The 14,526-nt window shown below is 66.4% G+C and carries 12 protein-coding genes and 1 tRNA gene; 9 read left to right on the forward strand and 4 right to left on the reverse strand.

From position 1 onward, the window contains the following. The first annotated feature begins 394 nt into the window (after positions 1-394). From U4Y91_RS29630 to U4Y91_RS29645, 4 genes are all read left to right on the forward strand, one after another. Positions 395-1,642 carry an ABC transporter substrate-binding protein gene (locus U4Y91_RS29630; protein ID WP_124521642.1) on the forward strand — a complete coding sequence of 416 codons (1,248 nt, stop codon included), beginning with the start codon at positions 395-397 and terminating at the stop codon, positions 1,640-1,642. A gap of 138 nt (positions 1,643-1,780) precedes the next feature. Beyond that, entirely contained in the window at positions 1,781-2,719 is a 939-nt protein-coding gene (locus U4Y91_RS29635; RefSeq protein WP_321808038.1) for a sugar ABC transporter permease, read from the forward strand. Next, positions 2,709-3,566 carry a carbohydrate ABC transporter permease gene (locus U4Y91_RS29640; protein ID WP_044846210.1) on the forward strand — a complete coding sequence of 286 codons (858 nt, stop codon included), beginning with the start codon at positions 2,709-2,711 and terminating at the stop codon, positions 3,564-3,566. The genes U4Y91_RS29635 and U4Y91_RS29640 overlap by 11 nt, the downstream gene beginning before the upstream one ends. A gap of 110 nt (positions 3,567-3,676) precedes the next feature. Continuing rightward, positions 3,677-4,795, forward strand: coding sequence for a sn-glycerol-3-phosphate ABC transporter ATP-binding protein UgpC (locus U4Y91_RS29645; protein WP_321808039.1), 1,119 nt, complete (start codon positions 3,677-3,679; stop codon positions 4,793-4,795). Between the two features lie 94 nt (positions 4,796-4,889). Here U4Y91_RS29645 and U4Y91_RS29650 read toward each other — a convergent pair whose 3' ends face one another. The 3 genes from U4Y91_RS29650 to trxB form a co-directional block, all read right to left on the reverse strand. Continuing rightward, complete coding sequence (locus tag U4Y91_RS29650; RefSeq protein WP_124496824.1) at positions 4,890-5,513, reverse strand: trimeric intracellular cation channel family protein; 624 nt, start codon at positions 5,511-5,513, stop codon at positions 4,890-4,892. Beyond that, a complete protein-coding gene (locus U4Y91_RS29655) occupies positions 5,500-6,279 on the reverse strand; it encodes a Smr/MutS family protein (RefSeq protein ID WP_321808040.1) in 780 nt (259 codons plus the stop codon). Before U4Y91_RS29655 ends, U4Y91_RS29650 begins: the two co-directional genes overlap by 14 nt. Before the next feature lie 135 nt (positions 6,280-6,414). Beyond that, complete coding sequence (gene trxB, locus U4Y91_RS29660; RefSeq protein ID WP_321808041.1) at positions 6,415-7,377, reverse strand: thioredoxin-disulfide reductase; 963 nt, start codon at positions 7,375-7,377, stop codon at positions 6,415-6,417. Between the two features lie 408 nt (positions 7,378-7,785). Between trxB and U4Y91_RS29665 the strand changes: the two genes are divergently transcribed. The 3 genes from U4Y91_RS29665 to U4Y91_RS29675 all read left to right on the forward strand — a co-directional run bounded on the left by U4Y91_RS29665 (position 7,786) and on the right by U4Y91_RS29675 (position 12,355). Further along, complete coding sequence (locus U4Y91_RS29665; RefSeq protein WP_321808042.1) at positions 7,786-10,095, forward strand: DNA translocase FtsK; 2,310 nt, start codon at positions 7,786-7,788, stop codon at positions 10,093-10,095. Between the two features lie 46 nt (positions 10,096-10,141). Then, positions 10,142-10,831 carry an outer membrane lipoprotein chaperone LolA gene (lolA, locus tag U4Y91_RS29670; protein WP_321808043.1) on the forward strand — a complete coding sequence of 230 codons (690 nt, stop codon included), beginning with the start codon at positions 10,142-10,144 and terminating at the stop codon, positions 10,829-10,831. A gap of 213 nt (positions 10,832-11,044) precedes the next feature. Then, on the forward strand, positions 11,045-12,355 hold the full coding sequence (locus U4Y91_RS29675; protein WP_044849211.1) for a replication-associated recombination protein A: 1,311 nt from the start codon (positions 11,045-11,047) through the stop codon (positions 12,353-12,355). Between the two features lie 42 nt (positions 12,356-12,397). Here the strand turns inward: U4Y91_RS29675 and U4Y91_RS29680 are convergent, their stop codons facing one another. Continuing rightward, positions 12,398-12,664, reverse strand: a complete 267-nt coding sequence (locus U4Y91_RS29680) for a DUF2164 domain-containing protein (protein WP_124521649.1) — start codon at positions 12,662-12,664, stop codon at positions 12,398-12,400. Between the two features lie 251 nt (positions 12,665-12,915). On the opposite strand from U4Y91_RS29680, the gene serS reads away from it, so the two are divergent. After that, complete coding sequence (gene serS / locus U4Y91_RS29685; protein WP_321808044.1) at positions 12,916-14,217, forward strand: serine--tRNA ligase; 1,302 nt, start codon at positions 12,916-12,918, stop codon at positions 14,215-14,217. Positions 14,218-14,347: 130 nt separating this feature from the next. Further along, a tRNA-Ser gene (locus U4Y91_RS29690) sits at positions 14,348-14,438 on the forward strand. Positions 14,439-14,526 lie beyond the last annotated feature (88 nt).

Genomic DNA, 14,526 nt, shown 5'->3' on the forward strand with positions numbered 1-14,526 from the left:
GTAGTGCGATAAAAATATTTTTGACACTGAATTGTAGTTTAACTACAATCCGCCGCAAGGGGTAGCACCTGGGTGAAGAAAAAAAGAAGTGCGGTCGATGAACTGCGCGAGCTTCGCCTTCGGGAACGCCTTGTGCCGAATGTTATCGGACATTGACGGTGCGCATCGTCCGCGCGCCGTCGCCCCGGGCTCGCGCCGCGGCATCGCGGCGGGCCAGAAACACAAAGAGGAGACACGCCGTTGAATCTCGATTCACGCTTTCTGTAAGAGCCCGGCCGGTCATCGGCCCCGTACGCTGCATGCGTCCCGCGGCTCGATTTCCCCGTCGTTTATCAAGAAGCCGGTTCCCCGTCAGGGAACCTCACGAGTTGATTCAGTCTGGAGGAGATAAGTAATGAAAGTTCGCTCGATCATGGGCGCGCTCTGCGCCGCGGGTCTGATGGCTGGCGCCGTGGCGGCGCAGGCGGCCGAGAACGTAACCGTGCTGCACTGGTGGACCTCGGGCGGCGAGTCGAAGGCCGTCGGCGTGCTGAAGGACGACGTGCAGAAGCAGGGCTACGTGTGGAAGGACTTCGCGGTCGCGGGCGGCGCCGGCGCCGCGGCGATGACCGCGCTGAAGACCAAGGTGATCAGCGGCGACGCTCCGTCGGCCGCGCAGATCAAGGGCCCGCTGATCCAGGACTGGGCCGACCAGGGCGTGCTCGTCAACATCGATTCCGCCGCAGGCGACTGGAAGCAGAACCTGCCGCCGGAAATCGACAAGATCATCAAGTACAAGGGCCACACCGTCGCCGCACCGTTCTCGGTGCACCGCGTGAACTGGCTCTATATCAACAAGGCCGCGCTCGACAAGGTCGGCGCGAAGGTGCCGACCACCTGGCCCGAATTCTTCGCGGTGGCCGACAAGCTGAAGGCTGCAGGCATCCAGCCGGTCGCGATGGGCGGCCAGCCGTGGCAGGACCTGACGCTGTGGGAAGACGTCGTGCTGTCGCAGGGTCCGGCGTTCTACAAGAAGGCGCTGGTCGATCTCGACCAGGCCACGCTGACGTCGCCGCAGATGCTGTCGGTGTTCGACACGGTCCGCAAGATCCAGGGCTACTTCGACACGGGCCGCAACGGCCGCGACTGGAACCTCGCGACCGCGATGGTGATCAACGGCAAGGCCGGCATGCAGTTCATGGGCGACTGGGCGAAGGGCGAGTTCGAGAACGCCGGCAAGAAGGCGGGCAAGGACTACATCTGCGCGGCGGTGCCGGGCACCGCGAACTCGTACACGTTCAACGTCGACTCGTTCGTGTTCTTCCAGCAGAAGGGGCAGAAGGATGCGACGCCGGGCCAGGTCGCGCTCGCGAAGACGATCATGACGCCGGACTTCCAGGAGCAGTTCAGCCTGCTGAAGGGCTCGGTGCCGGTGCGCCTCGGCGTGAAGATGGACAAGTTCGACGACTGCGCGAAGAAGTCGTATGCCGACGAGCAGACCGCGATCAAGTCGGGCGGCTTCGTGCCGTCGCTCGCGCACGGGATGGCGCAGGGCGATGCAACGGCCGGCGCGATCACCGACGTCGTGACGAAGTTCATGAACTCGCAGCAGGATTCGAAGAGCGCGGTCGCCGCGCTCGCGAAGGCCGCGAAGGTGAAGTAAAGCGCGACAGGCGCCCGGCTGGAAACGCAGGATCGGCCGGGCGTTCTTGCATGTGCAGCAAACGGGCTCGCCCGCGGGCCCGTGCCGTACCCGGCGCCGGCCCGGCCTGCGTCACCCTCGTTCCAGGAGTCGAATCAAGTGGCTGCCCCTCTTAGCGGAAACGGATCCGGCGCTCCCGCCGCACGGCGCACGTCGCCGATGTCGGCCTTCGCCGATCGCTGGATTCCGAAGCTCGTGCTCGCGCCGAGCCTCGCGATCGCCGTGGTGTTCATCTACGGCTTCATCCTGATTACCGGCTATCTGTCGCTGACCAATTCGCGGCTGTTGCCGAACTACGAATTCGACGGCTTCGGCCGTTACACGGACCTGTTCCAGAACGACGTGTGGTGGACCTCCGCCGCGAACCTCGGCTGGTTCGGGATTCCGTTCATCGCGATCTGCGTCGCGCTCGGGCTGTTCCTCGCGATCCTGCTCGACCAGCGGATCCGCAACGAAGGCGCGCTGCGCGCGATCTTCCTGTATCCGATGGCGCTGTCGTTCATCGTCACGGGCACGGCATGGCAGTGGATCCTGAACCCGGGCCTCGGCCTGGAGAAGGTGATGCACGACTGGGGCTGGACGAGCTTCTCGTTCGGCTGGCTCGACGATCCGGACAAGGCGATCTTCTGTATCGTGATCGCCGCCGTGTGGCAGTCGACCGGCTTCGTGATGGCGCTGTTCCTCGCCGGGCTGCGCGGTGTCGACGCGGAGATCTTCAAGGCCGCGCAGGTCGACGGCGCGACGCTGCCGACCATCTACCGCAAGATCGTGATCCCGAGCATGCGCCCGGTGTTCTTCTCCGTGCTGCTGATCCTCTGCCACATCACGATCAAGACCTTCGACCTGGTCGTCGCGCTGACGGCGGGCGGCCCCGGCACGTCGTCGTCGCTGCCGGCCATGTTCATGTACACGTTTTCGTTCAACCGCGGCCAGCTCGGGCTCGGCGCGGCGTCGTCGGTGATGATGCTCGCGACCGTCGTCGCGGTGCTGGTGCCGCTGATGTATATGGAATCGAGGAGCACCCGCAATGCAGCCTAAAGTGACGATCAGCCGGGCAGTGATCTATGCGGCGCTGATCCTGTTCGCGCTGTATTTCCTGTTCCCGATCTACGTGATGCTGTCGACCTCCTTCAAGGACCTCGACCAGCTGCGTACCGGCAACCTGTTGACGCCGCCGACGCACTGGACCTTCGATCCGTGGGTGAAGGCGTGGAGCGGCGCGTGTACCGGCGTGCGCTGCGACGGCATGAAGCCGTTCTTCCTGAACTCGCTGCAGATGGTGATTCCGGCCGTGCTGATCTCGTCGCTGATCGGCGCGTTCAACGGCTACGTGCTCACGCACTGGCGCTTTCGCGGCGCGGATGCGCTGTTCACGATGATGCTGGTCGGCTGCTTCATCCCGTTCCAGGTGATCCTGCTGCCGATGGCGCGCCTGCAGGGGATGCTCGGCCTCGCCAACACGATTCCGGGCCTGGTGTTCGTGCACGTCGTGTACGGCATCGCGTTCACGACGATGTTCTTCCGCAACTTCTACGTGAGCGTGCCGGCCGAGCTCGTGAAGGCCGCACGCATCGACGGCGCGGGTTTCTTCACGATCTTCACGAAGATCCTGCTGCCGGTGTCGCTGCCGATCTTCATGGTGTGCCTGATCTGGCAATTCACGCAGATCTGGAACGACTTCCTGTTCGGGATCGTGTTCTCCGGCGTCGACTCGATGCCGATCACGGTTGCGCTGAACAACCTCGTCAACACGTCGACGGGCGTGAAGGAATACAACGTCGACATGGCCGGCGCGATCATCGCCGCGCTGCCGACGCTGCTCGTCTACGTGGTCGCCGGCCGCTACTTCGTGCGCGGGCTGACGGCGGGCGCGGTGAAGGGGTAAGCGCGGCTTCATCCGATACGACGAACCGGCCGCGCACGACGCGCGGCGCATCGAAACGAACCCGACGCGGCGCCGTAGCGCCGCGCGAGACGAGACAGAGGATTCACAGCATGGCAAGCCTTTCCATCCGTGACGTGTACAAGACCTACCCGAACGGGGTGCCGGTCCTGAAGGGTGTCGACATCGAGATCGAGGACGGACAGTTCCTGATCCTGGTCGGCGGCTCGGGCTGCGGGAAGTCGACGCTGCTCAACATGATCGCCGGTCTCGAGACCGTGACGAGCGGCGAGATCTGCATCGACGGCAAGGTCGTCAACGACCTGTCGCCGAAGGATCGCGACATCGCGATGGTGTTCCAGTCGTACGCGCTGTACCCGTCGATGACGGTGCGCGAGAACATCTCGTTCGGCCTGAACATCCGCAAGGTGCCGAAGAGCGAGCAGCAGCAGATCGTCGAGCGCGTGTCGGCGATGCTGCAGATCCAGCATCTGCTCGACCGCAAGCCGGGCCAGCTGTCGGGCGGCCAGCGCCAGCGCGTCGCGATGGGCCGCGCACTGGCGCGCGATCCGTCGCTGTTCCTGTTCGACGAGCCGCTGTCGAACCTCGACGCGAAGCTGCGCATCGAGATGCGCGCGGAAATCAAGCTGCTGCACCAGCGCCTCGGCACGACGATCGTCTACGTGACGCACGACCAGATCGAGGCGATGACGCTCGGCGACCGGATCGCGGTGATGAAGGACGGCGTGGTCCAGCAGTTCGGCGCGCCGCAGGAGATCTACGATTCGCCGTCGAACCTGTTCGTCGCGGGCTTCATCGGCGCGCCGCCGATGAACTTCATCAACGGCCGCCTGGTCGAGCAGGGCAGCGGGATCGCGCTTGAGATCGACACGGGCCTCGCGCGCAGCGCGCTGAGCCTGCCGTTCGACGCGAAGCGGATGAACGGCCACGTGGGCCGCGAGGTGATCCTCGGCCTGCGTCCGGAGCGCATCACCGACGCGCGCAATGCGCACCACGGCGAGGCGTCGAAGCTGCAACCGATCGACGTGCGCGTCGACGTGACCGAGCCGACCGGGCCGGACACGCACGTGTTCGCGCAGGTCAACGGCAAGCGGATCGTGAGCCGCGTGCATCCGGCCGCGAACCCGCAGCCGGGGCAGACGCAGTCGCTGCTGTTCGACGTGTCGAAGGCGGTGCTGTTCGATCCGGCGTCGGAAGAGCGGATCGCGTGAGGCGCCGTGTGCGCTGAATGAAAGAGAAGGGGCCGTCTTGAACGGCCCCGTTTCGTTCTGACGCGCCGCGCGTGCGATGCGCGGCACGGCGGCGTCAGTGCGGCAACCGCACGTCGAACTTGAAGGTCGCGAGCCGCGCGACGAGGATGAAGCCGGTCGCGAGCAGCACGCTGTACACCGAGTCGAACTGCAGCCACGCGAGCAGCAGGTAGAACCAGCAGCCGACGAACGCGCAGGTCGCGTACGGCCGCGAATCACGCAGGATCAGCGGGATGTCGTTGCACAGCACGTCGCGGATGATCCCGCCGACCACGCCCGTGATCACGCCCATCATCACCGCGATGAAGCGCGGCATCTCGGCATCGAGCGCGATCGCGGTGCCCGAGATGCTGAAGATGCCGAGCCCGATTGCGTCGGCCACCAGCAGCAGCCGCTCGGCCGACAGCCGCGACAGCATCCGCAACACGAACGGCGCGAACAGCGCGAGCACGAAGATCGCGATCACGTAGTCGTCGTGCACGACCCAGTAGAACGGCCGGCGTTCGAGCAGGATGTCGCGCAGCGTGCCGCCGCCGAACGCGGTGGCGAGCGCGACGACGAACGTGCCGACCGAGTCGAGACGGTTCTTGCGCGCCTCGATGAAGCCCGAGATCGCGAACGCCAGCGTCGCGATCGCCTCCAGTATCGCGATCGCGAGCGTCAGCCTAGGATGCGGCACGCGGCCCCCGATCGGCGGGCGCCGCGAGCGGCTGCAGCAGCACGAGCACCGCGCCCGCGCCGCCGTCGTGGCTGCGCGCCTCGCAGAACGCGATCACTTCTTCCTTCTGCACGAGCCACGCGCGCACCTTGCCTTTCAGCACGGGTTCCTTGCCGATCGAGCCGAGCCCCTTGCCGTGGATCACGCGCAGGCAGCGCAGCCCCTTCTTGCCGGCTTCACGGATGAATTCGGCGAGCGCATCGCGCGCCTCGTCGCGCCGCATCCCGTGCAGGTCGATCTGCGCCTGTACGATCCATGCGCCGCTCCTCAGCTTGCGCACGATGTCGCGGCTGATGCCGGGGCGGTGGTAGTACAGCGAGTCGTCGCTGTCGAGCAGCGTCTCGGGATCGAATTCGTCGGACAGCGTCGCATTCAGCACGGCTTCCTCGTCGCGCTGCGTCTGCTTCGGCACCGGGTCGGGCGGCGTGCGGCCGGATTTCGCGCGCGGCGGCGCGTTCAGCGGCTGGATCGCGCCGATTTCGTTGCGGAACAGGTTCGCGTCGGCTTCCGCCTTGCGTTCGGCCTTCGCGGTTTCGACGCGCTCGCGGTCGCGGCGATCGGCTTCGCCTTGCAGCGACTTGCGCAACGCGCCGAGGCCCGCGAGGCCCTGGCCGCGCAATGCGGCCGGATCGGGCGCGGGCGGCGGGGCGGCCGGCGCGGGGTTCGCGGGACGGGCGGCGATCTTCCGCTTTGCGGGATCGCTCGGATGGGGCTGGTTCTTCGCCATGATTCGGTAACCGGGCAGGCGCGTTCGGGCGCGCGGGCACAAAAAAAGCCGCTGCGCGACGGCAGCGGCTTTCCGGTCAAGCCCGCTTCGCGGCAGCGGACGCCATTGTAGCGCCCGGCGCGCGAAGGCTTGCGCTTACTTCTTGTCGTGCAGGCTTTCGAGGTAGCGCTGCGCGTCGAGCGCGGCCATGCAGCCCGTGCCGGCGCTCGTGATCGCCTGGCGGTACACGTTGTCCTGCACGTCGCCGGCGGCGAACACGCCCGGCACGCTGGTCGACGTCGCGTTGCCGTGCAGGCCGCTCTTCGTCAGGATGTAGCCGTCCTTCATCTCGAGCTGGCCCTGGAACAGGTCGGTATTCGGCTTGTGGCCGATCGCGACGAACACGCCCTGCACGGTGAGGTCCTGCTTCTCGCCGGTCTTCACGTTCTTGATGCGCAGGCCCGTGACGCCCGAATCCTCGCCCGTCACTTCGTCGAGCACGTGATCCCACTTGATGTCGACGACGCCTTCCTTTTCCTTCTCCAGCAGGCGGTCGATCAGGATCGGCTCGGCGCGGAACTTGTCGCGGCGGTGGATCACCGTGACCTTCTTCGCGATGCCCGTCAGGTAGAGCGCTTCCTCGACCGCCGTGTTGCCGCCGCCGATCACCGCGACTTCCTGGTTGCGATAGAAGAAGCCGTCGCAGGTCGCGCAGGCCGACACGCCCTTGCCCATGAACAATTCTTCGGACGGCAGGCCGAGATACTGCGCGGACGCGCCGGTCGCGATGATCAGCGAGTCGCACGTGTATTCACCCGAATCGCCGATCAGCCGGATCGGCTTTTCGTGCAGTTTCGCGGTGTGGATGTGGTCGAAGACGATTTCGGTGTTGAAACGCTCGGCGTGCTCGAGGAAGCGCGCCATCAGTTCCGGGCCTTGCACACCCTTCGCGTCCGCCGGCCAGTTTTCGACGTCGGTCGTGGTCATCAGCTGGCCGCCCTGCGCGATGCCGGTGACCAGCACCGGGGACAGGTTGGCGCGAGCCGCGTAGACGGCAGCCGTGTAGCCGGCGGGGCCGGAACCGAGAATCAGGACTTTGGCGTGTTTGGGCGTGGACATGTGCGAATCCGTAAAGGGCGGCCGCGGCGGGCGGGGTAAGGCTCGCCGGACGGTCTGGGTTGACCGGGATGCCGTCGTAGATGGGTATCAGACGCGCATTATAAAGGCCCCGTTGCTGCGCTGCCGAACGAGAGTTTCAATCGTGGCGATAGCGTTCCTCGGCGGATCGCCCGCATCGGCGGGGCGGGTTGGGCGGGCGGGTGCGGCGGCTGCGGCCCGTGGCGGCGCATTGCCGCAGCCGGGCGTCACGGGCCGACCGGCGGCCGGATCGCGTGTGCGGGTATCGGCTTCGGCCGCCCCGACCCTCTTATGTAACCGTCATTTACACTTGGCGCCCCGGTGCAGCGTTTACAATAAGCGCGATCGAACGACAGGCGGGCGCGCGGCCCGTCCTCTTTATACGGATTCATGGCAAAAGCTCCTTATTCCGCCCAGGCACAGGCGTTGCCGCACCGGATGTCGAAGCTCCTCACGGAGATCCGCTGGATTCTCCAGGTCGCGCTCTGCGCTTTTCTGGTGATGGCCCTGTTGAGCTACAGCCGGCGCGATCCGAGCTGGACGCACGCCGCGCAGGTGGACCACATCTCGAACTGGGCCGGCCGCGTCGGCGCGTGGACGGCCGACATCATCCTGCTGCTGTTCGGCCTGTCGGCCTACTGGCTGATCGTGCCGCTCGGGCGGCGCATCGCGGTCAACTACCGGCGCATCACGCGTCACGAGGCGGTCGCCGACGAACCCGAGCGGCCGATCGGCTGGCTCACCGAGATCCTGGCGTTCGTGCTCGTCGTGCTCGCGTGCGACGGCATCGAGGCGCTGCGCATGTGGTCGCTGAAGGTGCAGCTGCCGCGCGCACCGGGCGGCGTGATCGGCGAGGCCGTGGCGGGCGCGATGTCGCACGCGTTCGGCTTCACCGGCGGCACGCTGCTGCTGCTGATCCTGCTCGCGATCGGCCTGTCGCTGTATTTCCGCTTCTCGTGGCTGTCCGTCTCCGAGCGCGTCGGCGGCGCGATCCTGTCCGCCGTCAACGTCGCGAAGCTGCGCCGCGAGGCCGAGCGCGACCGCAAGCTCGGCGAGGCCGCGGCCGTGCGCCGCGAAGGCAAGGTCGAAGAGGAGCGCGTGCGCATCGAGGATCACGAACCCGTGACGATCGTGCCGCCGGTCGTCACGCCGGCGAAGTCCGAGCGCGTCGAGCGCGAGCGCCAGGTGCCGCTCTTCACCGACCTGCCGGGCGATTCGACGCTGCCGCCGGTGTCGCTGCTCGATCCCGCGCCGAAGACGCAGGAAGCGATTTCCGCCGATACGCTCGAATTCACGTCGCGCCTGATCGAGAAGAAGCTGAAGGACTTCGGCGTCGAGGCGAGCGTCGTCGCCGCGTATCCGGGCCCGGTCGTCACGCGCTACGAGATCGAGCCGGCCACCGGCGTGAAGGGCAGCCAGATCGTCAACCTCGCGAAGGATCTCGCGCGTTCGCTTTCGCTCGTGTCGATCCGCGTGGTCGAGACGATCCCCGGCAAGAACTACATGGCGCTCGAGTTGCCGAACCAGCGCCGCCAGACGGTCCACCTGTCCGAGATCATCGGCTCGGAAGTCTATGCGGCCGCGTCGTCGGCGCTGACGCTGAGCCTCGGCAAGGACATCGGCGGCAAGCCGGTATGCGCGGACCTCGCGAAGATGCCGCATCTGCTGGTCGCCGGCACGACCGGCTCGGGCAAGTCGGTCGGGATCAACGCGATGATCCTGTCGCTGCTGTACAAGGCCACCGCCGAACAGGTGCGCCTGATCCTGATCGATCCGAAGATGCTCGAAATGAGCGTCTACGAAAGCATTCCGCACCTGCTGTGCCCGGTCGTCACCGACATGCGCCAGGCCGGCCATGCGCTGAACTGGACGGTCGCGGAGATGGAGCGCCGCTACAAGCTGATGAGCAAGCTCGGCGTGCGCAACCTCGCGGGCTACAACAACAAGATCGACGACGCGGCGAAGCGCGAGGAAAAGATTCCGAACCCGTTCAGCCTGACGCCGGACGATCCTGAACCGCTCGGCCGCCTGCCGAACATCGTCGTCGTGATCGACGAGCTGGCCGACCTGATGATGGTCGTCGGCAAGAAGGTCGAGGAGCTGATCGCGCGGATCGCGCAGAAGGCGCGCGCGGCCGGCATCCACCTGATCCTCGCGACGCAGCGTCCGTCCGTCGACGTGATTACCGGCCTGATCAAGGCGAACGTGCCGACGCGGATCGCGTTCCAGGTGTCGTCGAAGATCGACTCGCGCACGATTCTCGACCAGATGGGCGCCGAGTCGCTGCTCGGGATGGGCGACATGCTGTACCTGGCGCCCGGCACCGGGCTGCCGGTGCGCGTGCACGGCGCATTCGTCGCCGACGACGAAGTGCATCGCGTCGTCGAGAAGCTCAAGGAGCAGGGCGAGCCGAACTATGTCGAAGGGCTGCTCGAAGGCGGCACGGCCGACGGCGACGAGGGCTCGGCCGGCGCCGGAACTGGTGAAGGCGGCGGCGAGTCTGATCCGCTGTACGACCAGGCGGTCGAGATCGTCATCAAGAACCGCCGCGCGTCGATCTCGCTCGTGCAGCGCCATCTGCGGATCGGCTACAACCGCGCGGCGCGGCTGCTCGAACAGATGGAACAGTCGGGGCTCGTGTCGGCGATGTCGTCGAGCGGCAACCGCGAAATTCTTGTGCCGGCGCGCGACGCGGAATGAGTCCGCGGCGCCCGCAGCGCCGGCCACCCAGGGAGAAAACCGCATCATGCAGCAACTTTCGTTCGTCCCTTCCCTTCGTTCGACGCGGCGCTGGCTCGGCGCGGCGTTCGCCGGCGCATCGCTGATGCTCGCGGCGACGCACGCGTTCGCGGGCGGCACCGAGCAGCTGAAGGCCTTCGTGTCGCAGGTGCGCTCGGCGAAAGGCGATTTCACGCAGCAGATCGTCAAGGCGCCGGCCAAGGGCGCGAGCGCCGTGCAGGCCGCGCCGAAGCCGAACGACAATTCGAGCGGCACGTTCGTGTTCTCGCGTCCGGGCAAGTTCATCTGGACGTACCAGAAGCCGTACCAGCAGGTGCTGCAGGCCGATGGCGACAAGCTCTACGTGTTCGACCGCGACCTGAACCAGGTCACCGAACGCAAGCTGAACGGCGCGCTGGGCGCGAGCCCGGCCGCGATCCTGTTCGGCAGCAACGATCTCGACAAGAACTACACGCTGCGCGATGCCGGCGAGAAGGGCGGCATCGAGTGGCTCGAGATGCTGCCGAAGGCGCAGGACACGCAATTCCAGCGGATCGGCATCGGCTTCCGCAACGGCACGCTCGCCGCGATGGAATTGCACGACGTGTTCGGCAACGTCACGCTGCTCACTTTCACGAACATCCAGACGAACCCGCCGCTGAAGAGCGATACGTTCAAGTTCGTCGTGCCGAAGGGCGCGGACGTGATCAACGGCTGACCGGTACCACGCCGTTTTCCCGACAAGGGCCTGCCGGCGACGGCAGGCCCGTGTTGTTTCGGGGCGCGGGCACCGGGCGCGGGCACCAGGCGCAGACACCGGGCGCAGGCACCGGGCGCAGGCACCGGGCGCGGCGGTGCAGTCGCGCGGCTGTCATAATGTCGGGTCCGGCGGCCCGTTCGGCCGCCATCGTTTGATCTGGAGCGAGGGTTCATGTCCGACCTGTTTCAAGTCGAGCCGCGCCGGCCGCTCGCCGAGGCGCTGCGGCCGAAGACGCTCGCCGAGGTGATCGGCCAGACGCATCTGCTGGGCGAAGGCAAGCCGCTGCGGCTCGCGTTCGAATCCGGCAAGCCGCATTCGATGATCCTGTGGGGGCCGCCCGGCGTCGGCAAGACGACGCTCGCGCGCCTCACCGCGCTCGCATTCGACTGCGAATTCATCGCGCTGTCCGCGGTGCTCGGCGGCGTGAAGGACATCCGCGAGTCGATGGAGCAGGCGAAGGACACGCTGAATCGCACCGGCCGCCACACGATCCTGTTCGTCGACGAAATCCACCGCTTCAACAAGGGGCAGCAGGATGCGCTGCTGCCGTTCGTCGAGTCGGGGCTCGTGACCTTCATCGGCGCGACGACCGAGAACCCGAGCTTCGAAGTCAACTCGGCGCTGCTGTCGCGGGCGCAGGTGTACGTGCTGCAGTCGCTGAACGACGACGAGATGCGTCAGCTGCTCAAGCGCGCGCAGGAAATCGCGCTCGACGGGCTCGCGTTCGACGACAAGGCGATCGATACGCTCATCGGTTATGCAGACGGCGACGCGCGGCGCTTCCTGAACCTGCTCGAGCAGGCGCAGACGGCCGCAGCGTCCGCCAAGGTCACGACCATCGATGCCGAGTTTGTCAGCAGCGCGATGACGCTGAACGCACGGCGCTTCGACAAGGGCGGCGACAACTTCTACGACCAGATCTCGGCGCTGCACAAGTCGGTGCGCGGGTCGAGCCCGGACGGCGCGCTGTACTGGTTCTGCCGGATGATCGACGGCGGCGCGGATCCGAAATATCTCGCGCGGCGCATCGTGCGGATGGCGTGGGAAGACATCGGCCTCGCCGATCCGCGCGCGCTGCAGGTGGCGAACGACGCGGCCGAGACCTACGAGCGGCTCGGCTCGCCCGAAGGCGAGCTTGCGCTCGGGCAGGCGGTGATCTATCTCGCGTGCGCGGCGAAGAGCAATGCGGGCTACAACGCGTTCAACCAGGCGATGGCGTTCGTGAAGCAGGACAAGTCGCGCGAGGTGCCCGTGCATCTGCGCAATGCGCCGACCAAGCTGATGAAGGAACTCGGCTACGGCCACGCGTATCGCTACGCACACGACGAGCCGAACGCGTACGCGGCCGGCGAATCGTATCTGCCGGAAGGGATGCGCGAGCCGCGCTGGTACAAGCCGGTGCCGCGCGGGCTCGAATCGAAGATCGCCGACAAGCTCGCGTGGCTGCGCGAACTCGACCGCGAGGCCGGCAAGAAGGACTGACCGGCCGCGCGCGGCCCGACGGCCGGCGTTGCATCGCGTGTGTCAGCGCCGGCGGCCCGGCTGCTTCTTCCAGTACTCGAACGGCTCCTCGTGGCAGTCGATGTCGAGCTCGGCGACCCGTGCGTGCAGGCGCGCCTGCGCATCGGCGATCGCGAGGTTGTAGATCGCCGGCGCGATTTCCTCGACGAAGAAGTGCAGCAGCGCACCGGCCTGGATGTTGCCGATCGGCTCGTCCATGTTTTCTGTGAAATAGCGTTGCAGCGACGCGATCGCGCGGTCGCGGACATCCTTGTCCAGTTCGATGGCCATCGGGTTCCCTCGGGTGATGGTGATGCGAAGACGGGCGTGTTGCCCGCCGCGTTGCGCCCGGCCGGGGCGGCTGTCGCGCGCTGCGCCGCGGCGTCGCGCAACGCGCTTGGCCGGCTGCCGGCGCGCAGGCCGGCAACGCGATACTGCCATGCCCGTCGCGCGTTTGCGGCACTGTCCATCCGGCCGGTGCCGTGACGGCCCCGCGGTGCGTTAGAATTCCCGTCTTACACAACGATTTTCCAAGTCCTCCCATGCTCGACATCCAGTTGCTGCGCAAAGACCTCGACGGCGTCGCGAAGCGCCTCGCCGATCGCGGCTACACCCTCGACGTCGCCGCGTTCTCCGCCCTCGAAGCGGAACGCCGTGCGATCCAGACCCGTACCGAAGAGCTTCAGGCGCGCCGCAACAGCCTGTCGAAGCAGATCGGCGCGATGAAGGGGAAGGGCGAGGACACGTCGGCCGTCATGGCCGAAGTCGGCGGGATCGGCGACGAAATGAAGGCGTCGGAGGCCAAGCTCGGCGAGATCCAGACGCGCCTGTCCGACCTGATGCTGGGCATGCCGAACATCGCGCACGAAAGCGTGCCGGTCGGCCAGGACGAGGCCGACAACGTCGAAGTGCGCCGCTGGGGCACGCCGCGCCAGTTCGACTTCGAGGTGAAGGATCACGTCGACGTCGGCACGCCGCTCGGCCTCGATTTCGAAACCGGCGCGAAGCTCGCCGGCGCACGCTTCACGATGCTGCGCGGCTCGATCGCACGCCTGCACCGCGCGCTCGCGCAGTTCATGATCGACACGCACACGCTGCAGCACGGCTACAGCGAGACGTACACGCCGTACATCGTGAATCCCGAGATCCTGTACGGCACGGGCCAGCTGCCGAAGTTCGCGGACGACATGTTCCGCGTCGAGAAGGGCGGCGCCGAAAACACGATCACGCAGTACCTGATCTCCACGTCCGAGATTTCGCTGACGAACACCGTGCGCGAGTCGATCGTCGAAGGCTCCGCGCTGCCGATCAAGCTGACCGCGCATTCGCCGTGCTTCCGCTCCGAAGCCGGTTCGTATGGCCGCGACACGCGCGGGATGATCCGCCAGCACCAGTTCGACAAGGTCGAGATGGTGCAGGTCGTCGCGCCGGACGCGTCGTATGCGGCACTCGACGAGATGGTCGGCCACGCGGAGGCGATCCTGCAGAAGCTCGGCCTGCCGTACCGCGTGATCACGCTGTGCACGGGCGACATGGGCTTCTCGGCCGCGAAGACGTTCGACCTCGAAGTGTGGCTGCCCGCGCAGAACACCTATCGCGAGATCTCGAGCTGCTCGAACACCGAGGCGTTCCAGGCGCGCCGGATGCAGGCGCGTTTCCGCAACGCGCAGGGCAAGCCGGAACTCGTGCATACGCTGAACGGCTCCGGTCTCGCGGTCGGCCGCACGCTCGTCGCGGTGCTGGAGAACTATCAGAATGCCGACGGTTCGGTCACGGTGCCCGAGGCGCTGCGTCCGTACATGGGCGGCATGGAGCGGATCGACGCGCCGACACGGGCGTCGTGAGATTGTCGAGCGATCGGTTTCTAACGGCCCCGCAAAAAATTTGCAAAAAGGGCTTGTGAGATTCGAAGAGATCGTTCTATAATCTTTTCTTTCCCGGACACGACCAACCGGGAAATGAAGCAGCAAGGAAGGAGAGGTGGCAGAGTGGTCGAATGTACCTGACTCGAAATCAGGCGTACGGTTTCCCCGTACCGTGGGTTCGAATCCCACCCTCTCCGCCAAAATGCGAAGCCCCGTGATCCGGAAGGATCACGGGGTTTTTCGTTTGTGTCGCCACGGCACGCAAGCGTGGATGCGATGTGCGGTACG

The organism is Burkholderia sp. BCC1993 (genome assembly GCF_905339865.1).
In the GTDB taxonomy this organism is placed as follows: Bacteria; Pseudomonadota; Gammaproteobacteria; order Burkholderiales; family Burkholderiaceae; genus Burkholderia.

Bases quoted from the DNA above. Each gene is read 5' to 3' on its own strand.
- U4Y91_RS29675 (WP_044849211.1), top strand. From the start codon at position 11,045: ATGTCCGACCTGTTTCAAGTCGAGCCGCGCCGGCCGCTCGCCGAGGCG.
- U4Y91_RS29640 (WP_044846210.1), top strand. From the start codon at position 2,709: ATGCAGCCTAAAGTGACGATCAGCCGGGCAGTGATCTATGCGGCGCTG.
- U4Y91_RS29645 (WP_321808039.1), top strand. From the start codon at position 3,677: ATGGCAAGCCTTTCCATCCGTGACGTGTACAAGACCTACCCGAACGGG.
- U4Y91_RS29655 (WP_321808040.1), bottom strand. From the start codon at position 6,279: ATGGCGAAGAACCAGCCCCATCCGAGCGATCCCGCAAAGCGGAAGATC.
- serS (WP_321808044.1), top strand. From the start codon at position 12,916: ATGCTCGACATCCAGTTGCTGCGCAAAGACCTCGACGGCGTCGCGAAG.
- U4Y91_RS29680 (WP_124521649.1), bottom strand. From the start codon at position 12,664: ATGGCCATCGAACTGGACAAGGATGTCCGCGACCGCGCGATCGCGTCG.
- U4Y91_RS29630 (WP_124521642.1), top strand. From the start codon at position 395: ATGAAAGTTCGCTCGATCATGGGCGCGCTCTGCGCCGCGGGTCTGATG.
- lolA (WP_321808043.1), top strand. From the start codon at position 10,142: ATGCAGCAACTTTCGTTCGTCCCTTCCCTTCGTTCGACGCGGCGCTGG.
- trxB (WP_321808041.1), bottom strand. From the start codon at position 7,377: ATGTCCACGCCCAAACACGCCAAAGTCCTGATTCTCGGTTCCGGCCCC.
- U4Y91_RS29665 (WP_321808042.1), top strand. From the start codon at position 7,786: ATGGCAAAAGCTCCTTATTCCGCCCAGGCACAGGCGTTGCCGCACCGG.